28 protein-coding genes and 4 pseudogenes are annotated in these 23,473 nt (G+C 70.2%); 21 read left to right on the plus strand and 11 right to left on the minus strand.

The features are described from left to right. Positions 1-627, minus strand: a 627-nt coding sequence (locus ABNF97_RS32925; RefSeq protein ID WP_349340921.1) for a P-type ATPase actuator domain-containing protein, incomplete at its 3' end; no start/stop codon positions are given. Between the two features lie 246 nt (positions 628-873). On the opposite strand from ABNF97_RS32925, the gene ABNF97_RS32930 reads away from it, so the two are divergent. Next, complete coding sequence (locus ABNF97_RS32930; protein WP_349340922.1) at positions 874-1,224, plus strand: lipopolysaccharide assembly protein LapA domain-containing protein; 351 nt, start codon at positions 874-876, stop codon at positions 1,222-1,224. A gap of 162 nt (positions 1,225-1,386) precedes the next feature. Continuing rightward, the gene (locus ABNF97_RS32935) at positions 1,387-1,881 is read left to right on the plus strand and encodes a DUF5994 family protein (RefSeq protein ID WP_349340923.1); all 495 of its coding nucleotides are present in this window, start codon (positions 1,387-1,389) and stop codon (positions 1,879-1,881) included. A 115-nt stretch (positions 1,882-1,996) separates the two neighbouring features. Here ABNF97_RS32935 and ABNF97_RS32940 read toward each other — a convergent pair whose 3' ends face one another. Together ABNF97_RS32940 and ABNF97_RS32945 are read right to left on the minus strand one after the other, a co-directional pair. Beyond that, positions 1,997-2,632, minus strand: coding sequence for a LuxR C-terminal-related transcriptional regulator (locus ABNF97_RS32940; protein ID WP_349340924.1), 636 nt, complete (start codon positions 2,630-2,632; stop codon positions 1,997-1,999). Next, positions 2,584-3,891: a sensor histidine kinase gene (locus ABNF97_RS32945; protein WP_349340925.1), complete on the minus strand. Its 1,308-nt coding sequence runs from the start codon at positions 3,889-3,891 to the stop codon at positions 2,584-2,586. Before ABNF97_RS32945 ends, ABNF97_RS32940 begins: the two co-directional genes overlap by 49 nt. A 108-nt stretch (positions 3,892-3,999) precedes the next feature. Between ABNF97_RS32945 and ABNF97_RS32950 the strand changes: the two genes are divergently transcribed. The 5 genes and pseudogenes from ABNF97_RS32950 (at position 4,000) to ABNF97_RS32965 (ending at position 8,363) form a co-directional block, all read left to right on the plus strand. Continuing rightward, on the plus strand, positions 4,000-5,031 hold the full coding sequence (locus tag ABNF97_RS32950) for a fatty acid desaturase family protein (protein WP_349340926.1): 1,032 nt from the start codon (positions 4,000-4,002) through the stop codon (positions 5,029-5,031). Positions 5,032-5,286: 255 nt separating this feature from the next. Continuing rightward, entirely contained in the window at positions 5,287-5,766 is a 480-nt protein-coding gene (locus tag ABNF97_RS32955; RefSeq protein WP_349340927.1) for an STAS domain-containing protein, read from the plus strand. A gap of 10 nt (positions 5,767-5,776) precedes the next feature. Beyond that, positions 5,777-5,857: pseudogene (locus ABNF97_RS34410) on the plus strand (RCC1-like domain-containing protein); the annotation flags it as partial. 39 nt (positions 5,858-5,896) lie between these two features. Beyond that, complete coding sequence (locus ABNF97_RS32960) at positions 5,897-6,685, plus strand: RCC1 domain-containing protein (RefSeq protein ID WP_349340928.1); 789 nt, start codon at positions 5,897-5,899, stop codon at positions 6,683-6,685. Between the two features lie 4 nt (positions 6,686-6,689). After that, positions 6,690-8,363: an FAD-dependent monooxygenase gene (locus ABNF97_RS32965; RefSeq protein ID WP_349340929.1), complete on the plus strand. Its 1,674-nt coding sequence runs from the start codon at positions 6,690-6,692 to the stop codon at positions 8,361-8,363. Positions 8,364-8,466: 103 nt separating this feature from the next. Here ABNF97_RS32965 and ABNF97_RS32970 read toward each other — a convergent pair whose 3' ends face one another. The 4 genes from ABNF97_RS32970 to ABNF97_RS32985 all read right to left on the minus strand — a co-directional run bounded on the left by ABNF97_RS32970 (position 8,467) and on the right by ABNF97_RS32985 (position 11,260). Then, positions 8,467-8,883, minus strand: a complete 417-nt coding sequence (locus tag ABNF97_RS32970; protein ID WP_349340930.1) for an arsenate reductase ArsC — start codon at positions 8,881-8,883, stop codon at positions 8,467-8,469. A 103-nt stretch (positions 8,884-8,986) separates the two neighbouring features. Beyond that, complete coding sequence (gene arsB / locus ABNF97_RS32975; protein ID WP_349340931.1) at positions 8,987-10,084, minus strand: ACR3 family arsenite efflux transporter; 1,098 nt, start codon at positions 10,082-10,084, stop codon at positions 8,987-8,989. After that, complete coding sequence (locus tag ABNF97_RS32980; protein WP_349340932.1) at positions 10,084-10,389, minus strand: ArsR/SmtB family transcription factor; 306 nt, start codon at positions 10,387-10,389, stop codon at positions 10,084-10,086. The genes arsB and ABNF97_RS32980 overlap by 1 nt, the downstream gene beginning before the upstream one ends. 265 nt (positions 10,390-10,654) lie before the next feature. Beyond that, the gene (locus ABNF97_RS32985) at positions 10,655-11,260 is read right to left on the minus strand and encodes a YdeI/OmpD-associated family protein (protein WP_349340933.1); all 606 of its coding nucleotides are present in this window, start codon (positions 11,258-11,260) and stop codon (positions 10,655-10,657) included. Positions 11,261-11,495: 235 nt separating this feature from the next. Between ABNF97_RS32985 and ABNF97_RS32990 the strand changes: the two genes are divergently transcribed. Together ABNF97_RS32990 and ABNF97_RS32995 are read left to right on the plus strand one after the other, a co-directional pair. Beyond that, positions 11,496-12,746, plus strand: coding sequence for an FAD-dependent monooxygenase (locus ABNF97_RS32990; RefSeq protein ID WP_130461114.1), 1,251 nt, complete (start codon positions 11,496-11,498; stop codon positions 12,744-12,746). Positions 12,747-12,754: 8 nt separating this feature from the next. After that, entirely contained in the window at positions 12,755-13,243 is a 489-nt protein-coding gene (locus tag ABNF97_RS32995; RefSeq protein WP_349340934.1) for a MarR family winged helix-turn-helix transcriptional regulator, read from the plus strand. A gap of 101 nt (positions 13,244-13,344) precedes the next feature. Here the strand turns inward: ABNF97_RS32995 and ABNF97_RS33000 are convergent, their stop codons facing one another. Beyond that, positions 13,345-13,791, minus strand: a complete 447-nt coding sequence (locus ABNF97_RS33000) for an AAA family ATPase (RefSeq protein WP_130461116.1) — start codon at positions 13,789-13,791, stop codon at positions 13,345-13,347. A 127-nt stretch (positions 13,792-13,918) separates the two neighbouring features. On the opposite strand from ABNF97_RS33000, the gene ABNF97_RS33005 reads away from it, so the two are divergent. Continuing rightward, the gene (locus ABNF97_RS33005) at positions 13,919-14,887 is read left to right on the plus strand and encodes a fibronectin type III domain-containing protein (RefSeq protein WP_349340935.1); all 969 of its coding nucleotides are present in this window, start codon (positions 13,919-13,921) and stop codon (positions 14,885-14,887) included. A gap of 87 nt (positions 14,888-14,974) precedes the next feature. Here ABNF97_RS33005 and ABNF97_RS33010 read toward each other — a convergent pair whose 3' ends face one another. Beyond that, complete coding sequence (locus tag ABNF97_RS33010; RefSeq protein WP_207230411.1) at positions 14,975-15,124, minus strand: cation transporter; 150 nt, start codon at positions 15,122-15,124, stop codon at positions 14,975-14,977. 247 nt (positions 15,125-15,371) lie between these two features. Then, positions 15,372-15,749 (minus strand): ArsR/SmtB family transcription factor, encoded by a 378-nt coding sequence (locus tag ABNF97_RS33015; RefSeq protein WP_349340936.1) that lies wholly within the window; start codon positions 15,747-15,749, stop codon positions 15,372-15,374. 84 nt (positions 15,750-15,833) lie between these two features. Between ABNF97_RS33015 and ABNF97_RS33020 the strand changes: the two genes are divergently transcribed. From ABNF97_RS33020 to ABNF97_RS33060, 9 genes and pseudogenes are all read left to right on the plus strand, one after another. Beyond that, positions 15,834-15,980, plus strand: a complete 147-nt coding sequence (locus ABNF97_RS33020; RefSeq protein ID WP_349340937.1) for a hypothetical protein — start codon at positions 15,834-15,836, stop codon at positions 15,978-15,980. Positions 15,981-16,141: 161 nt separating this feature from the next. Continuing rightward, positions 16,142-16,390, plus strand: a pseudogene (locus ABNF97_RS33025) (M28 family peptidase); the annotation flags it as partial. A gap of 71 nt (positions 16,391-16,461) precedes the next feature. Next, positions 16,462-16,608 (plus strand): hypothetical protein, encoded by a 147-nt coding sequence (locus ABNF97_RS33030; RefSeq protein ID WP_349340938.1) that lies wholly within the window; start codon positions 16,462-16,464, stop codon positions 16,606-16,608. Between the two features lie 25 nt (positions 16,609-16,633). Further along, complete coding sequence (locus ABNF97_RS33035; RefSeq protein ID WP_130461120.1) at positions 16,634-16,960, plus strand: metalloregulator ArsR/SmtB family transcription factor; 327 nt, start codon at positions 16,634-16,636, stop codon at positions 16,958-16,960. A 33-nt stretch (positions 16,961-16,993) separates the two neighbouring features. Further along, a pseudogene (locus ABNF97_RS33040) lies at positions 16,994-17,433 on the plus strand (GNAT family N-acetyltransferase). Positions 17,434-17,512: 79 nt separating this feature from the next. After that, positions 17,513-18,946, plus strand: coding sequence for an FAD-dependent oxidoreductase (locus tag ABNF97_RS33045; RefSeq protein WP_349340939.1), 1,434 nt, complete (start codon positions 17,513-17,515; stop codon positions 18,944-18,946). 21 nt (positions 18,947-18,967) lie between these two features. Next, positions 18,968-20,071, plus strand: a complete 1,104-nt coding sequence (locus ABNF97_RS33050; RefSeq protein WP_349340940.1) for an MFS transporter — start codon at positions 18,968-18,970, stop codon at positions 20,069-20,071. 164 nt (positions 20,072-20,235) lie between these two features. Further along, the gene (locus tag ABNF97_RS33055; RefSeq protein WP_349340941.1) at positions 20,236-20,505 is read left to right on the plus strand and encodes a hypothetical protein; all 270 of its coding nucleotides are present in this window, start codon (positions 20,236-20,238) and stop codon (positions 20,503-20,505) included. Between the two features lie 14 nt (positions 20,506-20,519). After that, positions 20,520-21,056, plus strand: a complete 537-nt coding sequence (locus tag ABNF97_RS33060) for a hypothetical protein (RefSeq protein ID WP_349340942.1) — start codon at positions 20,520-20,522, stop codon at positions 21,054-21,056. A 4-nt stretch (positions 21,057-21,060) separates the two neighbouring features. On the opposite strand, the gene ABNF97_RS33065 is transcribed toward ABNF97_RS33060, so the two are convergent. Further along, positions 21,061-22,098, minus strand: a complete 1,038-nt coding sequence (locus ABNF97_RS33065; protein WP_349340943.1) for a flavin-containing monooxygenase — start codon at positions 22,096-22,098, stop codon at positions 21,061-21,063. 63 nt (positions 22,099-22,161) lie between these two features. On the opposite strand from ABNF97_RS33065, the gene ABNF97_RS33070 reads away from it, so the two are divergent. Both ABNF97_RS33070 and ABNF97_RS33075 read left to right on the plus strand, forming a co-directional pair. Further along, a complete protein-coding gene (locus ABNF97_RS33070; RefSeq protein WP_349340944.1) occupies positions 22,162-22,497 on the plus strand; it encodes an ArsR/SmtB family transcription factor in 336 nt (111 codons plus the stop codon). A 205-nt stretch (positions 22,498-22,702) separates the two neighbouring features. Next, a pseudogene (locus tag ABNF97_RS33075) lies at positions 22,703-23,356 on the plus strand (ISL3 family transposase); the annotation flags it as partial. Between the last annotated feature and the right edge of the window lie 117 nt (positions 23,357-23,473).

Below are 23,473 nucleotides of genomic sequence, written 5' to 3' on the forward strand. Positions count from 1 at the left end.
AGTGGGTGCGGGCCGGGTCGTCGCGACGAGGGCGGCAATCCGGCCGAGCGCGCTGGCCGGACCGGTACGCACGACCGCGCCGGTGGCGCGCCCGGTGACCACGACGGTGCCGGCGAACGCCTCCGCGTCGGCCTGCCGGGTCACCGGTATGGACTCGCCGGTCAGCGCGGCCTCGTCGAGTTGCAGCCGGTACGCCTCCCGCAGCCGGAGGTCGGCCGGGACGACGTCACCCGGCTCCAGATGCACCAGATCGTCCCTGACCAGCTCGGCGGCGGGGACGATCAGGTGCTGGCCGTCCCGCTCCACCCGTGCGGTCGGCGCGGCCATCCGGTCCAGGGCGGCGATCGCCCGGTCCGCCCTGACCTCCTGGAACACCCCGATCGCGGTGTTGACGACGACGACCAGGGCGATCACGACGGTGTCCGGATGGTCGCCCAGGGCCGTGGTCACCACGGCGGCCGCGATCAGCAGCGCGACGAGCGGGTCACCGAGCTGGTGCGCGATCCGGGTCACCAGGTGCCGTCGGGCCGGCGCCGCCACCGTGTTGGGCCCCTCGGCGCGAAGCCGGGCGGCAGCCGCCTGGGCCGTCAGTCCCCGCGCCACCACCGGTGCCGTGCTGGAAGCCATGACTTCAGCGTGCCGGCCGCTCCGCCCACCCGGCAGGGCCGGCCTCCCGGTCGGTCCGGGCCCTTGGACCCGTCCCGGCGCAAACGAGCACGTCCGGCAGAGGTGTACGGGGTGGGGCGTCCCTGTCCGGCGCGCCCGCTCGGCCGTCACGGGCCGAACAGGCGTACGATGGGGTCATCCCGGAAGCGACGACATCCCAGCCTTGAGGTGCCCGCCACACCGGCTCACCCCCCAGAGGGGGATGTCATGTCCAACCATCTCCGCGCCACCCGAGGCACGCCGATCGATTCCGCCACCGCGGCATCGCCGAAGGCCTCTGCCGCACCGTCGACGTCGCCGACGACCCGGATGCCACACACCCGCACCGGCGCCGCCTGGTTCGGGATCTGCGTCGCCGCGCTCCTCTGCGTGGTGCTGATCGTCTTCATGCTGCAGAACACCCGCAGCGTCGAGATCCACTTCCTGTGGATGCACGGCACTCTGCCGCTGGCCCTGGCCCTGCTGATCGCCGGTGTCGGCGTCGCGATCCTGACCATGGTGGTCGGCGCCGCCCGCATCACCCAACTGCGCAGACTGTCCCGCCGCCAGCGTCCCTGATCCGCGCCCCACACCCCGGTTGTCAACCATGCCCAGTCGCTCGCCCCGCTACTGGTCGCGGCTCGCGACTACGCCGGCAACCTCGACGCCTCGGCCCGCCATTCTCCCGACCGCAGCCTCTCGCCGGATCGCAACCGCGGCGACGGGCGGAAGGACGTTTCCATGACACACGCCACTGCTGCCAGCCGCGCGACGACGATCTCACCAACCCCGCCGTCGACTCCACGACTGCGGATGGAACCCACCGGCTCCCGCCGTACCCTCCTGGATGGCGGTTGGTGGCCCCGCTCGACCGACCCGGTCGCGGAGCTGCCGGGTCTCGTCCTGGCCATCGACAAACTCCGCGGACCCGTCACCAGGCTCGTCCTCGCCGCCGACGGCTGGGACACTCATCCCCGCCGGTTGGGGGTGGCGGGCCGGGTCCTCCGGCTGGGCTACTTCAGCAGCCAGCCCGTCAGCCTACTCACCGCGCTGCGCGACAACGGTGACCGCGTCGACCTGCTGGTCGTCCCGCCGGAGACCGCGAGCGACACCGCCGACGCGGCCATGGTCCTCGCCGCCGTCACCAGCAACCAGGTGCACCCCCAACACATCCTGCTCGCCGTCGCCGCGTCGTCCAACCCTCCTGCGGTCGATGACGCTGCCGAAGCGGTGTAGCAGGACGAAGGCGGTCAGTTGGGTCTCGCGCCCCCGGGGTCTTGTCGGACGTGCGGTAAGGCGGAGCTGGCGTCCCGTCGATGGCGTGGGCAGACCAGTGTCCGTTTCCTTGCCTTCAGGGGTTGAGGTACGCGAGGACGGCGAGGACCCGGCGGTTGTCGTCGTCGGATGGTGGCATGTCGAGTTTGGTGAGGATGTTGTTGATGTGCTTGCTCACGGCTTTCTCGGTGATGCCGAGCTTGGCCGCGATCGCGGCGTTGGAGCGGCCCTCGGCCATCACGCCGAGCACTTCGCGTTCCCGGGAGGTGAGCACCGCGAGTGGCTCCCGGCGGGCGAGCAGTTGCGACACCACGTCAGGGTCCATTGCGGTGCCGCCGTCGGCGACCCGGCGTACGGCGTCGACGAACTCGCCGACGTTCGACACCCGATCCTTGAGCAGGTAGCCGACACCGCCGTGCGGGGTGCTGAGCAGTTCGCGGGCGTAGAGGGGCTCGACGTGTTGGGAGAGCATGAGGATCGGCAGGCCGGGGATCTGGGCGCGGGCCGCGATCGCGGCTTGCAGACCTTCGTCGGTGAATGTCGGTGGAAGACGGACGTCGACAACCGCCACCTGTGGCTTCTGTGTGATCAGGGCCGACAGCAGCGCCGGGCCGCTGTCGACCGCTGCGACGACGTCGAAGTCGAAGGCCTGTAGGAGGCGGGTCAGTCCGTCACGGAGGAGGGCATGGTCCTCGGCGATGACAACACGCACGGCACCTCCATGGTGATGACGGTCGGCCCTCCGGGCGGACTCGACAGCGCCATCGTGCCATCGAACGCGGCGAGGCGGCGTGCGATGCCGTGCAGACCGGTGCCGGAGGCGGGGTCCGCACCTCCGGTGCCGTCGTCCGTGACGACCATCGCCAGCACACCGTCGGCATGCCGTAACGACACCGATCCGGTACGCGCGCGGCTGTGCCGGATCATGTTGGTCAGCGTCTCGGCGACCGCGAAGTACGCCGCGGACTCCACGGGTGTGTCGGGCCGGCCTGAAAGGGCGGCATCGACCGTGATCGGTACCGGGAGGCTGAGCGCCAACGCGCGGACCGCGCCGTCCAAACCGCGTTCGGCGAGCACCGGCGGGTGAATGCCGCGGACCAGGTGCCGCAGCTCGACGAGTGCCGTGCCGCTGGACTCACGCGCTTCGGCGAGCAGTTCGTGAGCCGCCGTCGGGTTCCGGTCGATCAGTTCGTCGGCCAGGCCGATCATCATGCCCAGCGAGACGAGGCGTGCCTGGACGCCGTCGTGCAGGTCGCGTTCGATGCGGCGCAGCTCCGCTGCCTGGGCATCCACGGTGTCAGCACGCGTCGTTGTCAGCTGGGTGACGCGCAGCCGGAGTTCGGCGGCCCTGGTCGGCGAGAGGAAGAGCCGGGCGAAGTACGCGTCGACGCGGCCCAACCACGGCGCGGCCCAGAGACCGCCGACGAGGATGACGGCGCCTTGTGGCAGGCAGAGCAGCCCGTCGCTGAACGTGTCGATCGACCAGATGGCGCCGTAGCCGTACCAGCCGGTGCCGAGCCAGATCCACAGCGGCGTCAGTGTCAGACCCGCGAGCCCGTACAACGGCACGACCACACGGATCGTCCCGAGCGTGACCCCGACGATCGCGCCGGGCAGGAGCCAGGCAAGATCGCGCCACGTGGCCGGGTCCGTCACGATCCACCGGAAACGCTGCCAGCCACCGGCCAAGGCCCCGTCCGGGGGCGCGTGGTACGGGCTGGTCACAAGGACACCGGTCCGTGAGGCACGTCTGCGTTCGAGATCGGCACGCATCCGGACCAGCGTCATCGTCCAGGGCACCAGCGCCAGACCGAGGAACGGCACCGGAGTCAGGGCCAGCACGACAACGGACACGGCGAACAGCAGCACGTTGGTGAACGCCAGTCCGACTCCGGCCATGCCGGACAGCACGGAGCGCGCGCCGCGCCGGGCCCACCGGCCCAACCCTTCGCCCGTCCCGGCCGCGTTCACAGGTCATATTGTGCCCGCAGGCTCAGGGCGCAATCGTGGTGCTAGCACCTCCGTGACGGAGGACGTAGCGCTCCTGACGACGCCGGCATCAGCGGCTTTGATAGAGGCATGACGATTACCATGACGCCGTCGCGGACAACGACCGGCAGCGACTTCGCCGTCCTGTCCCGGCGGATCAGCGGCGAGGGGCTGATGCAGCGCCGGCCCGCCTACTACATGGTCCGACTGACCCTCGTCACGCTCATGCTCATCGGCGGTTGGACCGCCTTCTTCGCCATCGGCTCGTCCTGGTGGCAGTTGGTGACGGCCGCGTTCCTCGCCGTCACGTTCACCCAGGTCGCGCTCGTCGCGCATGATCTGGCGCACCGTCAGGTGTTCCGCACGAAACGCCCCAGTGAGTTCGCCGGACGGCTGGCCGGGAACCTCGGGGTCGGGATGAGTTACGGCTGGTGGATGGAGAAACACACCCGTCACCACAACAATCCCAACCACGACGACCTCGACCCGGACGTCGCGCCCGAGGTGCTCATCTGGGCCACGACGTCGGCCCTCGGCCGGCGCGGGCTGAAGGGCTTCATCACCCGGCATCAGGCCGCGCTGTTCTTTCCGCTCCTCACCCTGCTCGCCGCCGATCTGAAGGTGTCCAGCATCAAGGCGTTGCGCAACGGCACCGTGAAGCGTCCCGGCCTGGAAACCACGCTGCTGGTCCTGCACGCCGTCGGCTATCTCTCGGCACTGCTGATCGTTCTCTCGCCGCTGCAGGCCATCGCCTTCCTGCTGGTACACCAAGCGCTGTTCGGCGTCTACCTCGGCATGACATTCGCACCCAACCACAAGGGCATGCCGCACCCGACCGGTGCCGAGGACTACCTCCGCAAACAGGTACTGACCTCCCGCAACGTCCACGGCGGCTGGTTGACCGACACGGCGCTGGGCGGCCTGAACTACCAGATCGAGCACCACCTCTTCCCCGGCATGCCGACCCCCAATCTGCGCAAGGCCCAGCCGATCGTGCAGGCGTACTGCGCCGAGATCGGCGTCGCCTACGAACAGACCAGCCTCATCACCTCCTACCGCCAAGCCCTGCAATACCTGCACCAGGTGGCCGCACCGGCCCGCGCCGAACATGCGACACGCTGACGGCCAGCCATGGCCCTGGGCGCCCGGAGATGTGTGAGGCGGACCGAGCGACCGCAACCGCTGCCGGATAGGAAGCTGGTCGGCCCCGGAGGGGATTTTACGTGTAACCTTCGAGGTAGCCGCGCCGAACGACGCGCGCAGCTCGTCGAGCCTGCAACGGCCGCTTTATCCGACAGGCCGTTGCTTCCCGGCTAAGGGCCCAGCCCTCGCCCGCCCTTCAAGCGATTCTTGTCTGAGTTGAGCTGGAGGAGCACAATGGCTCCCGATCTTTCGCCCGTGACCGCGCCCGCGCGGCCAACCATCGACACAGGTTATCCGCAACCCGCGACGGCCCGGCTCAGCGCCGCCGGAGAGATCGACCTGGCAACCGCGCCGATGCTCCGCGACCAGCTGCTCACCCTGCTGCGGGATCGGGCTCCCGCAGTCCTCATCGTGGACCTCGCCGGGGTTGCGTTCCTGGATTGCGCCGGCATCCGCGCACTCGTCGGCGTCCGCAACGCCGCTGGCGAGACCGGATGCCAGATGCGAGTCACCGGTCCGCAACCCTTCGTCCGCCGCGTCCTGGAGGTGACCGGGTTGCTCGGGATCCTCACCGCTCCCATCGAGCAACCGCAGCGCCTTCGCCGCCCAAGATTGATTCATCCGTCCGGTACGAGACCCGCCCCCGCGGGCGACGCTCATCAGCCTGCGGGGACATGGAGCGGGCCGGATCTGCCCAGGGTCATGGCATCGTAATGCTGTGCACATGAGCAGCCCTGTCATCGCCGCTGGACGCCGACACTCGTTGGGGCTGCGCGCCGATGGCACAGTGCTGGCGGCCGGCACGGGGGCATCTGGTGAGTGTCGAGTCGAGGATTGGGCCAGGGTGGTCGCCGTGGCGGCGGGCAACGTTCATTCGGCGTCGAACACCGGGCGGTCCCACAGCATCGGCCTGCGCGCGGACGGCACCGTGCAGGCGACAGGCTGGAACGGTGACGGGCAGTGTGACGTCGCGTCGTGGCGCGGCGTAACCCATGTCGCCGCGGGCTGGCGCCGCACCTTGGGACTACTTGGTGACGGCACCGTGCTGGCCGCGGGACGACTTCGCGAGGGAGCATGCGACGTGAGCCGGTGGCGTGAGGTTGTCGCGTTGGCCTGCGGCGACTGGCATTCGGTGGGACTCAGAGCCGATGGGACCACCGTTGCCGTGGGGAACGATCGCCGTGGGCAGTGCGCGGTCGACACGTGGTGGGACGTTACCGCCGTCGCCGCTGGCTACCTTCACACGGTCGGTCTCACCAACGACGGACGCGTCCTCGCGGTGGGGGATCGATCGACGGGCGCCTGTGACGTGGGTGCCTGGCGGGATGTCGTGGCAGTGGCGGCTGGGAGCTACCACACCGTCGGGGTCACCGCGGCTGGTCGAGTCGTGGCCGTGGGAAGCAGAGATTCCGGCCAGTGCGACGTGGCCGACTGGCGCGAGGTCGTCGCGGTGGCGGCCGGATCCACCCACACTCTCGGAGTACGCGCGGACGGAACAGTTGTCGCCGCCGGAAGCAACGAGCACGGTCAGTGCGACGTCAGCGGCTGGGACGCCATCCGGTTGCCCAACCAGTGTTCTGCGCCGGCGACTCGCCTACCCGGGCGGGGATCGGTCCACCGCGTGGATCTGTGACCTGGTGCGGGGCGGGAACGATAGCGTTGTGGACGTGGGCAACGACGATCTGGGTCACGTCGGGTCAGATATCGACGTGCTGGTCGTGGGGGCCGGTCCAACCGGTCTGGCCCTGGCGGCGCAGTTGCGTGCCTTCGGCGCCCGGGTGCGGATCATCGATCGCCAGGTCGACCGCGTGCATGAGTCCCGCGCGCTGGCGATCCAACCCCGAACCCTTGAGGTCCTCGACGGCCTCGGCGTCACCCCCGAACTCATCAGGCGTGGCAACCAGACGGTCCGGCTGCAGATGCACTTCAATGACCGGATTCTGCCGGTACCACTGTTCGACATCGGGACCACCGACACCGCATACCCGTACCTGTTGTTCCTGTCCCAGGCCGAAACGGAGCGCGTCCTCGGTGAGCATCTCGACGCCGCCGGGATCCCCGTGCAACGAGGCGCCGCCCTCACCGCCCTGGATGAGGCCGAGGACACCGTCGTCTGCACTGTCCGGCACGCGGACAGGCAGGACGAGCAGGTCCGGGCCAGTTACGTGGTCGGCTGCGATGGTGCCCACAGTACGGTGCGTCGACTGGCCGACATCGCCTTTCGCGGCGCCGTCTACCCGCAGACGTTCGTCCTGGCCGACCTCGAAGTCGACGGCATAGAGCCCGGCGCGGCGCACGTGTTCGTCTCCCCGCGCGGAATGCTGTTCTTCTTCCCCCTCGCCGCCCCGGCAAGCTGGCGGATGCTGGCGATGCGGCCCCGTACGGACTCCAGTCCACCCGATCAGCAGGTCACCCTCGACCAGGTGCAGGCCCTCAGCGACACCTACACCGCCGGCCGGCTCAGACTTTATGATCCGCTCTGGATGACCAATTTCCGGCTGCACAACCGGGGCGCCGCCAGGTACCGCTCCGGACGCCTGTTCCTGGCCGGCGACGCCGCCCACATCCACAGCCCTGCCGGCGCGCAGGGCATGAACACCGGCATCCAGGACGCGGTCAATCTCGGTTGGAAACTCGCCTTCGTAGTCCGCGGCGTGGCCACACCCGGGTTGCTGGACACCTACGAGACCGAGCGTGCCCCCGTGGGGCGTGCTGTGCTGCGCTTCACCGACCGGGCCTTCACGGTCGCCACCTCCACCAACCCGATCCTGCGACAGCTGCGTGCCCGGCTGGTTCCTCGCATCGCCCCGCTCGCGCTGCGCATCAAGCCGGCCCGGGCGTACGGATTCCGAGCCATCTCCCAACTGGCCATCCACTACCGGCGCAGCGCCGCCTCGACGGACCAGCCCGGCGCGCCCCGGCGCGGCCCCCGGGCCGGGGACCGGCTCCCGGATGCCCCCGTCACCGGCAACACCAGGGCCAACACACTCCACCGCGCCCTTGCCACGCCCACATTCCACCTGCTGCTGTGCGGACCCGACCCATGGCCTATGACCGGCGTCACCGACCTGATCAACCGTTACCGCGGACTCGTCACCACCCATTTCCTCACCCACGACAACAGCGATCCCGCAGCCCTGCACGATCACACCGGCCAAGCCCTGCGCAACCTGGGCCTCGACAACGGCGACAACGCTCAGTACCTGGTCCGGCCAGACGGACACATCGCCTACCGCTCCAGCGGAACAGACCTCACCCGCCTGCACCGCTACCTCGCCCAGTGGCTCGGCACGCAATCCCCAACACCGTGACGGCCGAAGTGTGTCGGACAACCGGACTATTGCCACCGTCTCCGCGGATGGGCAACCACCGGACCCCTACCTCCGCTCACGTGCTGAACGACCAGTAGCGGGCTCAGCCTGCTGCCCGCCCCGCCGCCAGTTCAGTCACCAGCCGCTCGACCCTGGTACGGATCTCGTCGCGGATCGGGCGGACCGCCTCGACGCCCTGGCCGGCCGGATCGTCGAGCTGCCAGTCCTCGTACCGCTTGCCTGGGAAGACGGGGCAGGCGTCGCCGCAGCCCATGGTGACGATCACGTCGGAGGATTCGGCAGTCTCCCATTCGAGCTTCTTCGGGGTCTGGTCGGTGATGTCGATGCCGACCTCGCGCATCGCCTCGACGGCGGCGGGATTGATCTGGGTCGCGGGTGCGGAGCCGGCGGAGCGGACCTCGATGGTGTCCCCGGCGAGGTACCGGAGCCAGCCGGCGGCCATCTGGGAACGACCGGCGTTGTGTACGCAGACGAACAGGACGCTGGGCTTGTCGGACATGATCGGTTCCTTGCGTCGCAGCGGAGGGACGGTGCCGTCGTCCTTCACCCGGACGCCCGGCAGGCCAGTGTGGCGTCGTTGCACGCCGGGCGCGGGAGCACCGTCATGACGGGCTTCCCGCTTCGACGGGTGAGGCCGGGAACAGACGTCGGCGCAGGGCGAGGCTGACGTAGACCAGTGCGACGAGGACGGGTACCTCGATCAGCGGTCCGACGACACCGGCGAGGGCCTGGCCGCTGGTGACCCCGAAGGTACCGATCGCCACCGCGATGGCCAGCTCGAAGTTGTTGCCGGCGGCGGTGAAGGCCAGGGTGGTGGCCCGCTCGTAGCCGAGTCCTATCGCGCGGCCGAGGCCGTAGGAGCCGGCCCACATGATCGCGAAGTACGCCAGGAGTGGGACCGCGATCAGGACGACGTCCCACGGTCGGCTGGTAATGGCGTCGCCTTGCAGGGCGAACAGGATGACGATGGTGAACAGCAGCCCGTACAGGGCGACCGGGCCGATCTTCGGGAGGAAGCGGTCCTCGTACCAGGTGCGGCCCTTCGCGCCTTCGCCGAAGCGGCGGGTGAGGTATCCGGCGAGCAGCGGGACGCCGAGGAAGATCAGCACGTTGCGGGCGATGTCCCAGCCGGAGACAGCCAGCTCCGCACCGGACAGGCCGAGCCAGCCGGGCAGCACCGACAGGTAGAACCAGCCGAGCACACCGAGCGCGATGACCTGGAAGACGGAGTTGAGGGCAACGAGGACGGCGGCGGCCTCGCGGTCGCCGCCGGCGAGGTCGTTCCAGATGATCACCATGGCGATGCAGCGGGCGAGTCCGACGATGATCAGGCCGGTGCGGTACTCGGCGTGGTCGGCCAGGAAGATCCAGGCGAGGGTGAACATGATCGCCGGCCCGATCAGCCAGTTCAGGACGAGGGAGGAGATCAGCAGGCGGCGGTCGCTGGTAACGGTGTCGAGCCGGTCGTAGCGGACCCTGGCCAGTACCGGATACATCATGACCAGCAGCCCGACGGCGATCGGCAACGAGATCCCACCGATCCTCACCGCCTCCAGGGCGGTGTTCAGCCCGGGGATGACACGGCCGAGGAGCAGTCCGGCGACCATCGCCAGACCGATCCACAGCGGCAGGAACCGGTCGAGGCGGGGCAGTCGGCCGACGACGGCGGGTGCCGCGTCGGTGGTTGGGGTGGTGGCCATCAGCACTCCCGGCGGGATCCGGCGTTGGTCCGCGCGCGGGCGGCGAGTTCAGTGAGCTGGGCGGCGGCTGCTTCCAGGGCTTCGGGCAGGAGCCGGTAGTAGGTGAACCGGCCGTGTGGTTCCGCGACGACGAGGCCGGCGTCGCGCAGTTGCCGAAGGTGCCCGGAGACGTTGGGCTGCTTCGCGCCGGTGTCGGCGACCAGGTGACAGGTGCACGCCGGACCCTGGGCGAGAAGGTCGACGATCTGCGCCCGGAGCGGGTCGGCCAACAACCTGATCACATCAGGCGCGTCTGATATCAGCACGACATGATGTAACCATTCGTGGTAGTCGCCCGTCCAGCCGGACAGGTCGACTGGCGGGCCTGCTGCCGCGCACCCCACCCGCAGGGCAACCGCATCACACCCTCCCGAGCAGAGGGAGAAGCTGTTCCTGTCACCTGCGTCCGCTGCAGTGGCACCCCGTCGAGGAGGAAGTCCCACGAAGCCCCGAAGCATCGGCCACCTGGACCACGCTGCCGATCTCCTGCGCGAACGCGCCAGCCGGCACGCTCAGTTCCGCAGCCGTCGATTACGGCGACTCTGGAGGCTTGGCCTTCTGTGGGTAGATCGTCTCGTGCCGGGCCAGCATGGCGACGAACTCGCCGATCTTGCGTTCGCGGGTCTGCGCCCGTTTGACGGCGTTGACGCGGTGGATGAGAGCGAACCGGTTGGTCTTGGTGAGTACGTCGAACATGGCCTGGGCGGCGGGGTCGGCGGCGATGGCGGCGAGGAGGTCGGCCGGCACCTCGGCTTCCGACGGCGGGGCGTAGGCCGCCGCCCACCGCCCGTCCGCCTTTGCGGCTTCCACCGCGGCGCGGCCCGGGGGCAGCATCCGCCCCTGCGCCTCCAGGCGGGCGACGTGGGCGACGTTGCGTTGTGACCAGGAGCTGCGGGGCCGGCGAGGGGTGAACCGGATCCAGGAGGACTCCTGATCCCGTTTACGGGCCTGCCCGTCGATCCAGCCGAAGCACAGGGCCTCGTCGACCGCCTGCTGCCAGGTCAGCCTGGTGACGGTGCCGCCCTGTCTGGTCAGGGCGAGCCAGACACCGGGCGAGGTGGCGTGGTTGGCCGACAACCACACGCGCAGCGCATCGGCGTCCACGACGATCAACTCATCCAGTTCGGCGCTCGCCATGACGGCAGGGTAACCGCTGCGCCGTGGCCACCGCCTCTGCCCGCCGACCAGAGGCTCGTCCGACTGACGTCACTCGTCCAATCCGGACACCCCACCCTGCAACGGCCGCTGTCCATGACCGCAGATCGTGACAGTCCGACGACGTCGTGGGGGCAGTGGCCGTCGGTTCGGCGTCGGGTGACCGAACCGCTGCCGGCGGACTTGCGAAAATCGTCTTAGTCATTAAGATAATCACATGGGCATATCGACTGACTTCTCGGTGGCAATCGCCGGTGCCGGCCTCTCCGGCCTCTGCCTCGCCCAGCACCTGATGCGCGCCGGCATCGACGTGCACGTCTACGAACGGGACCCGGGCCCCTTCGTCCGGCGGCAGGGCTACCGGATCATTCTCGACCGGTACGGGCTGAAGGCGCTGCGCGAGAGCCTGCCCCGCCCGCTGTACCGCCTGGCGCTGACCACCGGCGACCAGCCCGGCGGGCAGCTGCGCTTCACCGACAGCCGACTGCGCGACGCATTCACCATCACTTTCAAGGACGAGCCGCACGCGACCCGCCAGGTCGACCGACTGACCCTGCGGTCGATCCTGCAGTCCGGGCTGGACAGGCGCATCCACTACGGCAAGGCCGCCGTCGCGGTGGACAGCGACGGCCCGGCAAAGCTGCGGCTGCGGTTCTCCGACGGCGGGACCGCCGCGGCGACCGTCGTCGTGGGCGCGGACGGTGTCGGCTCGGCGCTGCGCGCGAAGCTCATGCCCGACGCGGAACCGGAGAACACCCCGATGGCGGGCATCTACGGACGATCGCCCCTGCGGCGCAACGGCGAGAGCGTCATCCCGGACGCGCTGCGTACCAGTGGGGTTCTGGCCATCGCCGACCGGCCGGGCCGGGCCTTCTTCTTCACCGCTATGCGGTTCGGCGAGCGCCCGCGGGAGGCGTTCGCCCGCCTGGCCCCGGGCAGCTATGCGCCCACCGGCGACGACTACGTCATGTGGGGGCTGCTGCTCCGGCAGGAGGAGGTGCCCATCAGCGCCCGCGGGGACCTGCTGGCGCTGTGGACGCTGGCCGCCCGGATGAGTGCGGACTTCCACCCGCTCGTCCGGCGGCTGGTCGACACGGCCGAGTTGGACGCCACGGTATTCAACCCCTTCGCGATCGGCCGGCGCCCGCGTCGCTGGGCGGTGCCCCGGGCGACGATGATGGGCGACGCCGTGCACGCCATGCCGCCGTTCGGCGCTCACGGCGGCAACACCGCGCTCCGGGACGCCGCCCTGCTCGGCCACCGGCTGGTCGAGGCCGCACGGGCGAGCGGCGCGCCGGTGGAGGAGGCGATCGCCGGCTACCAGGACGAGATGGTGTCCTACGCCTTCCGCGCCGTCGACACCGCCGCCGGGCTGATGCGCCGCCTCACCGGAGACGCGGCCGCACCGCACTGGGTGCTGACCCGCGTGTTACCTCGGCTGCACCGGGTCACCGTACCGGAGGCATGATTGCGGGCATGTCCCACGAGCCGGCCCGTGCGTCCGCGATCGCCGACCTCATGCGCGCCGGGCGGGAAGTGTCGCGGCTGTCCATGGTGTTCCGGTACGCCATCGCGGAGCGGCTGGGCCTCACCGTGAGCGACCTGGAGTGCCTGGACTACCTGGCGGACGTCGGATCCGCTACCGCGGGACAGGTCGCCGAGCGGACCAACCTCACCACCGGGGCGGTGACCAGCATGCTCCGCCGGCTCCAGCAGGCAGGATGGGTGACGGCCGAGCGCGATCCGGCGGACCGGCGGCGGGTGATCGTCGCCCTGCGGCCGGAGCGGATCGCCGAGTTGGAGCAACCGTACGAGCGGTTCGCCGAGCGGGCGGAGCGGCTCATCGGAGGCTACAGCGTCGAGGAGGTCATGCTGCTGGTCCGGCACTATGACCGCATGCAGGCGATGTACCTCGCCGAGCTGGACCGCCTCCACAGCGGCGACACCGCGCCGCGGCCTGCCTGAGGCGGACGCCGCGTGACCGACCGCGCTGCCGGTCGCCACCGGACGCAGACCGTGGCGCGAGCCGACCCACAGCCAGCCCGCGGGTGGCTGCCACCGCAAGATCAGGGCATTTCCCTGACCAGATCTTCGACCACGTCGGCCAGTTCGGAGATCTCCCGACGTCCGTCAAGCTCGATGGTGGCCCCACGTCTAAGAAGCGGCTCAACGGTACGGATGTACCGGGCGATCTCCGCCTGCTGTTCGGGGGTTCTTCCATAGGGGTTCGTCCGGTGGGTGACTCGTTGGAGAAGAACCTCCAACGGTGCGCTGAGGAGGACGACATGGTGGAAGCGGTCGTAGAAGCGGACCTGGTTGTCCACGGTCCCTGACACGATCAGATCGCGATGTCGGGCAAGCAACCCGCTCATACGAGGCTCATCCCAGGTCCCATCGGGCAGTTCCCAGTCGCCGTAATCCGTATCGACAGTAAGGAAACCGCGTCGGTGAAGCTCTTCGAGGACCGTGGTCTTCCCTGCGCCCGACATGCCGGTCACCAGTACCCGCGCCACGTCCCGTACGGTAGCGACCGACGAGGCACGAGTCGACCGATGACCCCGAGCCGCGTGGGTCGCGGGACCAAGCGGGCCGAACGGCGCATACATTGACAGTCATCACTGCTGGGTGCAGCATGTCGGAATGGGCCACAGGCATCTGCTCGGCGTCGTACTCGCCTTCGCACTGGTGATTTCCGGACCGGCGCCGGCACAGGCGAGCGTGCCGGTGACCCCGCCCGGCGCCCCGCGGGCCGCCGGCACGCAGTTCCTCTCCGCCACCACCGTCGACCTGGCCTGGATGCCGGCCACCACGGGCAGCAACCCGATCGCGGCGTACGAGGTCTACGCCCGCCGGCCGGGCTGGATCTACCCGGACCAGCTCGTCACCACCGCGACCGGCGCGTGGGTCTTCGTGCCGATCGGCGGGTTGCGCCCGGCCACGACCTACGAGCTGTACGTGCGGGCACGCGACACCAGCGGCCTTCGCGGGCCGGCCTCGGCCCCCGTGACCATCACGACCCTGCGGGGCGAAGTTGTGCCCGGCCCGCCGGTGGCGACCGACATCACCGCCACCACCGCCACGGTCTCCTGGCGACCACCGGCGGTCGACATCGAACGGATCGCCGGCTACGACCTGATCGTCCCGCCCGCAACCCCGACCCAGCCGATCCAGATCCGGGCGAGCACGGGCCCGTCGACGACCAGCGTCCCGCTCACCGGGTTCAGGCCAGGCACGAGCTACACGTTCATCGTCGTCGTCCGCTACACCGACGGCACACCGCGCTCGGCCCCGTCCGCCCGCGGCACCGTCACCACCGTCCCGTCGGTGCCGCCGTCCCCGCCGTCCGACCTGACCGTCACCACGCTCACCCCGACCTCCGCGACACTGTCGTGGACGGCCTCGACACCAGGCGACTTCCCGATCTCCCGGTACTTCACGTACGTCAACGGCGGTGCCCTCGGCGTCTCGAACCCCGCCACGGACGTACGGACCGTCACGTTCGCGGTCTCCCCCGGCAACACGTACGAGGTCTACGTACGCGCGGTCGACCAAGCGGGCATCTACTCCACCCCCTCCGAGACGGTGACTTTCACCACCCCCAGTCGGTAGGTCACAGCAGCCTTCAGGAAGCGGACGTCAGACGCTTTCTGATCTTGCGCGCCCGAGGGGCCCGCGATCGGGCCCGAACCATACCCGTCAGAACGCGGCGGGGCGGGCCAGGTAGCCGGCCTCCCGCACCGCGGCGACCAGCGCGTCGGTGTCGACCTGCGCCGGGTCATGGACGATCACGTTCCGGGCGGAGGCGAAGTGCACCTTGACCGACTCGACACCGGGCAGCCGGCCCACCACCGGCACCTGGCAGCAGGTGGTCCAAGCCGCGATGCGCCGCAGACCTGGGGTGGGTCGGGCAGCGCTTGTTCGGGGGCCGATGACGGTGATCAGCGCTGAAACGGAGGCGGTCAGATCCAGGCGCATCTGATATCAGCACTGCCTGATGTAATTACTCGTGCTGGGCGGCCGTCCGGTCGGCCGGGATGAACAGCAGGTGTACGGGCTGCTGAAAGGCGACGGCGACAAGCCGGCGACGCAACGGTCACACGCTTGCCGGGGTCCCGATGTGGAGCAGGCTCGCGAGATGCCGCATGATCCCGGAACGCGCCCGGTAGTAGACCCAGGTGCCTCGGCGCTCGGCGTCGACGAGGCCAGCCTCGCGCAGGGTCTTGAGGTGGTGGGAGATCGTCGGCCCGGACAGGTCGAACTCCGGGGTGAGATCGCAGACGCAGATCTCCCCGGCGGGCGCCGACGCGATCATCGACATCAGCTGGAGGCGTACCGGGTCGCCGAGGGCCTTGAAGGCCGGAGCGAGCACGGCGGCGGTCTCCGCGGGGATGCGCTGTTCGCTGATCGGTGCGCAGCAGGGCTTCCCGGCGTTGAGGTCCGCCAGGGTGAGCGCCGGCGCTTGCTTCGACATGGGTCTAGGTTGACAGATCTCGAATCAGCGTCCAAATCTCTGATTCGAAAAACGTCGAGACAGCCTCGACGTGAGGAGGATGTCATGTTCCGCCTGTTCCGCCGCCGTTCCCCTCTCGCAGGGGTCCGCTTCTGCGACGGCTGCGCCGAGGTGACCACCGCCGAACAGCGCGCCCGGCGCCGCTACGACCGCGGCCACACCGACACCTATCCGTTGACCCTGCCCCGCTGACAGTTGAGGAGTCCCGCCATGACCGGAAACGGAAGCACCGGTGGTCTCGCCGGAGACCCGGCCGCCGCGCTGAATGTCGCCGGGTCCACCGGCTGCTGTGGCAACCCTGCCCAGCGGCCGACAACGGCAGTGGTGTCGCCGTCGTCCTTGAAGCCGCCCGGATCCTCGCCGCCGCCCTGCCCGAGGGCGTCGGTCTGTCCGTGGCGCTACTCGACGGCGAGGAGGTCGGCGCGCTCGGCTCCGCCCACCACGCCGCCCGCCTGGCCGAGACCGGCGCGACCCCGCTGGTGGTCAACGTCGACGGAGCCGGGCACCTTCACCAGGCCGCCGCCGTCGAGGCCGGCGGACCCGCGCACGGCCTGCTCTCCGTCCTCGGCCAGGCTGGCCGGCACACCGGCGTACCCCTGGTCGCGGGGGCGGTCGCCTCGGACAACCGCCGCTACGCCGCTGCCGGCCTCGCGGCGCTCGGCAACGGGGCGGCATGGCCGGCTACCACAGCCCGGCCGACACAGCCGACCGCGTCGAGCCCGCCACCCTGGCCGCGATCACCCAGCTCGTCGTCGCGACCGCGTGGCTCGCCTCCACCACACCGACCACCCTTCGATCGTCTATCGGCGATGAACGATAGAGTTGCTGATGGCGGGTGCTTCGTGATGGCGGAGTTGCTGGAGCGGACGGTCGCGGCGCAGTACGCGTCCTGGTTCCGGGCCCTCGCGGACCCGAGCCGGGTGCAGATCGTGGAGTACCTGGCCCGGGCGGCCCGACCGATGAGCGTTGGAGAGATCGTTGGGGCCGTCGGGCTGGCGCAGTCGACCGTGTCGCAGCACCTGAAGATCCTCGCCGACGTCCGGTTCGTCCTCGTCGACCAGGTCGGCAACGCCCGCCACTACCGGATCAACGACGCCTGCGTCAGCTGCTTCCCCTCCGCCGCCGACGTGGTGATGGGCAGACCCGCACCGGCGCCGATCGGCGGCTGCTGATGCGGATCCGCCCGATGCGGCCCGCCGACGCCGATCTACCAGGCTGGTCTGGACGGCGGCCACGCGAGCTTCGAGACCACGGCGCCGACCTGGGCGGCGTTCGAGGCCGGCAACGGCCCGACCACCACCTGGTCGCCGTCGACGACGACGGCACAGTGCTCGGTTGGGTGGCCGTCTCGCCGGTGTCCAGTCGTGCCGTCTACGCCGGGGTCGTGGAACACTCCGTCTACGTCCATCCCACCGCACAAGGTGCCGGGGTCGACGCGGCCCTGCTCGACGCGTTGATCGCCTCGACAGAGGCCGCCGGAATCTGGACCATTTAGTCCGGGATCTTCCCGGAGAACGTCGCCAGTCTGGCCCTGCACCGGTGGGCCGGCTTCCGGATCGTCGGCGTTCGGGAGCGGATCGACCGACACCGGGACACCTGGCGCGACGTCATCGCGATCCAACGCCGCAGCCCCACCGGCACCTGACCGCTGCCAGCCCTCGACCTCTGAGCTATGACCCCGCCCGACCTGCTATTTCGAGTACCTTCAAGATAGAGGAGATGTCATGAACGACCGTCTGGAAGACCTCCCCGTGGTCGTGATCGGCGCCGGGCCGGTGGGCCTGGCCGCCGCCGCTCACCTCCACCAGCGCGGGCTGCCGTTCACCGTCCTGGAGGCCGCCGACAGCCCCGCCGCGGCCGTCGCCCAGTGGGGGCACGTGCGGCTGTTCTCGCCGTGGCGGTACAACGTCGACCAGACCGCCGCCGCACTACTACGCGACGCCGGCTGGGTCGGACCCGACCCCGAAGTACTGCCCACCGGCGGTGACCTCGTCGCGGACTACCTGCGCCCGCTGGCCGACCTGCCCGCGCTCAAGCCGAACATCCGGTACCGGGCACGAGTCGTCGCGGTGACCCGGCTCGGCCTGGACCGGCTCCGCACCACCGGACGGGACACCACCCCGTTCCTGATCCGGCTCGCCTCCGGTAAGGACGTGCTCGCCCGCGCGGTCATCGACGCCTCCGGCACCTGGCAGACCCCCAACGTTCTCGGCGCCGCCGGCATCCCCGCCCACGGAGAAACCACCGTCACCGACGTCATCTCGCACGCGCTGCCCGACGTGCTCGGCGCGCACCGCGACCAGTTCGCCGGCAAGCGGGCCCTGGTCGTCGGCGCCGGCCACTCCGCCGCGAACACCCTCCTCGCCCTGGCCGAACTCGCCGAGCAGGCACCTGGCACGACGGTCAGCTGGGCGATCCGGGCGGCCAGCCCGGCCCGCGCCTACGGCGGCGAGACCGCCGACGCCCTACCCGCCCGCGGCGCCCTCGGCACCCGGCTGCGCGAACACGTCGAAGCCGGCCGCATCGAACTGATCACCGGCTTCCCCGTGCAGCAGCTCGCGCCGACACCGGAGGGCGCGGTGGCGGTGTCCGACGGGACCCGGACCATCGTGGTGGACCGGATCGTGTCGGCGACGGGTTTCCGGCCGGACCACTCCATCGCCTCCGAACTGCGGCTCGACCTGGACCCGATCATGGGCTCCACCCGGGCCCTCGCCCCGCTGATCGACCCCAACCAGCATTCCTGTGGCACCGTGCCCCCGCACGGGGTCGACGAACTCAGCCACCCCGAGCCCGGCTTCTACGCCATCGGCGTCAAGAGCTACGGCCGCGCCCCGACATTCCTGATGGCCACCGGCTACGAACAGGCCCGCTCCGTCGTCGCCGCCCTCGCCGGCGACTGGACCGTGGCCCGCGACGTCCAACTCGACCTGCCCGAAACCGGCGTCTGCAACAGCAACCCGATCCTCAACGACAACACCACCACCAGCGACGGTGGCTGCTGCGGCACCCCGACCGCCGACACCACCCCGACCAGCCGCGGCGGACGCGGGCTCGCCACCGGAATCTCCGGCGGCGTCCTCGCCGCGTCCCTGCCCCTCGTCGGCGCCTCCACCTCACCCGGCAGCGAGTCCGCCAACGGCTGCTGCGCCAGCTGACCCATGCCGACCACGGAACCGGTGGCCACCCGACCGAAGGGCGGCCACCGGGCCCGGTTGTACGGCTGGCGGATCGTCGCCGCTTTCGCGGTCACCCAGACCGTCGGCTACGGCGCCCTCTACTACTCCTTCGCCGTCCTGCTCCACCCGATGACGGTCGACCTGCATGCCTCGCCCACCCAGGTCACCGGCGCGTTCACCGCCGCGATCCTCGCCTGGGCGGTCGTAGCGGTACCGGTCGGCCGGTGGCTCGACCGGCACGGCGGCCGGGCCGTCATGACCTGCGGCTCGCTGCTCGGCACCGGCCTGCTCATCGCCTGGTCCCAGGTCCGCACCATCACCCAGCTCTACGCCGTCCTCATCGGACTCGGCGGGTGTATGGCGATGGCATTGTACGAGGCGGCGACGGCTGTCATCGTCTCCTGGTTCGACCCCGAACGCCGACCCCGCGCACTACTCGCCATGATCGTCGTTGCCGGCTTCGCCAGCACCATCTTCCTCCCCCTCACCGGACTGCTCGTCGACCACCACGGCCGGCGTGACGCGCTGCTCGTCCTCGCCGCCATCCACGGGATGATCACCATCCCGCTACACGGCCTCGTCGTCCGCGGACCACCGCCCCATCACGCCACCACACGGCAGTCCACCGCCGCCGGACGTGGCCTCGTGGTGCGGGCGGCCCTGCGGGACAGCAGGTGTTGGTTCCTCGCCGCCGCGTTCGTCGCCCACAGCGCCGCGATGAGCGCCATGACCCTCCACCTCGTCGGCTTCCTCACCCACGCCGGCCACCCGGCCACCTTCGCCGCCACCATCGCCGGCCTGCTCGGCGTCCTGTCCGTCACCGGCCGACTGCTCCTCACCGGCGCGCGACGCCGGATCCGACTGACCACCCTCGTCGCCGGCATCTTCGGCGTCCAGGCCGCCGCCGCCATCTGCCCGCCGTTCATCGCGGCCACCCGGGTCGGCGCGGTCGCCGGAGTGACCGCGTTCGGGGATCGGGTTCGGTGTGGCCAGTTTCGCCGCACCCGCGATGCTCGCCGACCGGGTACGGCACCGTCGGCTACGCCACCATCGCCGGCGTCCTCGCCACCCCCGTCACCCTCGCCAAAGCCGGCGCGCCCCTGACCGCCGCCGCCCTGCTGACCACCCTCGGCGACTACACACCCGTCCTGGTCGCCATCAGCGCCACCTGCGCCGTGGCCGCCGTCGGCATCCGCGGCAAGGCCACGAGCGCCCCGCCGGTGACGGGCGGATGAGAGACGTCGGCGCCGCCTGGTCGACTGCCCGCCATGGCCACCGTGAACTGGGAACGCGAGCCCGGCGACGTGGCAGTGTCCCGCGGCACCGCCGGGCCGGGAATGTGGCACTCCGGCCAGGACCGAAGCGGAGCCCTACGGTTCCAGTTCTACCTGGACGGACCCGGCGGCGACGAGCTCCGCGTCCAGGCAGACTCCCTGACCGGCAAGACCCCTGCCGACGTGCTGCCGGCGATACGGATGGCCGCGGACTTCGTCGACGGCAACGCGATCCTGCCGCCGTACGCGGCGGCAGGCCGCTGACCTCCGCCTGGGACGTGGCCGTCTCCGCGCTGCGCGCCAACGCCGGGTGGCACGGCACCCTCCTCGAAGCCCTGACGGCCATCCAACGCCACACCTACCAGCGGGTGACGATCCCCGACGTCCAGACGATGGCTGCCGACGACATCGAGACCATCCTGCGGACCGGCCGTCTCCTGCGCGGCGAGCGGATCGAGGCCCCCTGGACGGAGGTGACACCGACCGTCGTCACGCCGGACAGGCTCCCCCGCACCGACGCCGAGTTCAGTCTCGTCTCCGACCGGCCGATCACCGTGCGGCTCGGCGCCCGGGAGATCACCCGTCGCGGCGAAGCGTCGCGTGCTGCGGCAGGGCGGCAGCGGTCTGGTCCAGGTGGGCATTACCGGGCGGCCCGGGTCGCCACCCCTGCCGAGATCGCAGCCGTCGAACCCTGCGCCACCGTTCGACTGCTGCCCGGCTCCACCGACCAAGCCGTGATCGTCGCCGTACCCATCCCCCAAACCGCCGCAGCCGACACCGACCGCGAGGCCCGCATGCCCGACTCCGCGACGTAGGCCCTCAACCGGCCAGCCGCCGCAGAACGTAGCCGGCATCGTCACCCACACCACGGATCGTCGCGGAGGCGAAACTGCGCTGATGCTCCAGGCCGACATACCCCAACCCGGGCACCGTCGTCGACACACCCCGCTCGTGCAGCGGCCGGCCCCGCCCGTCCACCGCCGCCGTGTCCGCCAGGTACGCCAGGTCGGGCCGGAACCCGGTCGCCAGAATCAGCACATCAACCCGCTCCCGTGCCCCGTCGGCCCAGACCACACTGTCGCCGTCGATACGGGTGAACACCGGCCGGTGATCCGGCTGACCGGCCCGTACCGCCGCTCGGTACCGGCCGTCGTCAATCACTGGCACCGTGCCCTTCACCAGACGCGGCCCCCACCGGGAGGAATCCAACCCGGTACGGGTCAACCACCAGTGGAAATCCCGGCCCAGGATCCGTTGCGACTGCCATCGCAACGGCCCCCGCGTCGCCAGACTCACCCGCGCCACCGCCGCGAGTTCCACCCCGATCTGCACCGCCGAGTTCCCACCCCCGACCACCACCACCCGAGCCCCCGAAAACAGCGACGGCTCCCGATACTCCGCCGAATGCAGCACCCGACCCCCGAACGTCTCCAAGCCCGGCAACCGCGGCCGGTACGGACGGCCGAAACCGCCGCTGGCCGCCACCACCAACGGCGTCCGCAGCACACCACCGTCCGCCGTGACCACCTCGAACCCGTCCCCGGCCCTGGCGACACGATCCACCCGCTGCCCCCACCGCAGATCAGCATCCAGCCGCGCGACGTACGAGGTCAGATAGGTGACCACCTCGTCACGCACCGGATACCGCCCGGGCTCTCCCGGGAACGGCAGTCCCGGCAGCGACGAGAACCGGGCCGGGGAGAACAACGTCAGACTGTCGTAATACCGGGGCCATGACCCACCCGGGCCCGGCGACGCGTCCAACACCACCGGCGACAGGCCCCGGCTCACCGCCACCTGCGCGGTCGCCAGACCCGCCTGGCCACCCCCGACCACCAGCACGTCGACAACATCCATGACCTCAAGGTATCGTCATATCGCGAGAACACGAAATGATATGGTGACCGACACTGGAACATGATGAACACAACGGCAGCCCTCGACGGGCCGACGCAGGACTTCCTCAAGGCCCTCGCCAGCGAAACCCGCCAACAGATCATGATGCTGTTCGCCGGCGGGCAACAGCTCACCGTCGGCGAAGTCGCCGACCGCTGCGGACTAGGCCAGTCCACCGCGTCCGAACAGCTTGCCCTGCTCCGCCGCGGCGGGCTGCTCACCTCCACCCGACACGGCAAACTCGTCCGTTACCGCGCCGACACTCCCAGCATCACCGCCCGACTCACCGACCTGCGGAACTACCTCGGACACTGCTGCCCGACACCCGACACGGGCGCGAACGAGGCGCCGAAGAAGTAGCCGCAGTCCACGCCACCTCAGGCGACCCTGGGCCCAATAGCCCTTTCGACGAGTCCACGGCCACGAGAACGACGGATGAGCCCGCCGTCACCGCACTCGCTCAACCTCACGCCAGCAGGTCCGGGGAGCGGAGCGGGGCTGTCTCGCTAACGGCTCTGTCTCACATCCGGTGGTGACCGAAGGTAGTCGATGTCGTTGAGATCATGTGCGCGAGTTCGATGATCTTACGAAAATGGTGTTCTCGGGACTGTCGCCGCTGGCGATCGACGACGTTACTGACGAGGGCCAACGGATTGTGGTGCTGGCTCGGACTCCCGAGGGGCCAGTGGCCTGTCCGGGCTGCGCCGCCGCGACGAGCCGGGTGCACGGGTATCACCAGCGGACCCTCGCGGACGTGCCGGTCGATGCCCGGCCGGTGGTGCTCCGGGTGCGTGTACGTCGGTTGGTGTGCCCAACCCCGGGCTGCCATCAGACGTTCCGGGAACAACTGCCCGGGGTCCTGAACCGCTACCAGCGCCGCACACCTCGGCTGATCTCCCAGGTCGGTGCAGTGGTGCGGCAATTGGCCGGCCGCGCCGGCACCCGGGTGTTGTCAGCCCTGGCGGTGGCCGTGTCCCGGCACACCGCCCTGCGGACGTTGCGGCGCATACCGCTGCCGGAGCGGCAGGTGCCCCGCGTGCTCGGGGTCGACGACTTCGCGATGCGGCGACGTCAGCGTTACGCCACCGTCCTGATCGACGCGGTCACCCGTGAGCGCATCGATGTGCTTCCCGACCGCAGGGCCGCCACGTTGGAAACGTGGCTGCGTAAGCACCCAGGCGTCGATGTGGTGTGCCGGGACTCCTCCGGCGCCTACGCCAACCCTCGGGAAATGCATCAGACGGGCGAGAAAGTCGCAGCTGGCATGGTGAAGGCGGGGCTTGGAGCTTAGCGGAGCGCACGTTAGCGCACGGCTTTGACCTGCTCGTTTGGCGAT

Source organism: Plantactinospora sp. B6F1 (assembly GCF_040120695.1).
Classification (GTDB): domain Bacteria; phylum Actinomycetota; class Actinomycetes; order Mycobacteriales; family Micromonosporaceae; genus Plantactinospora.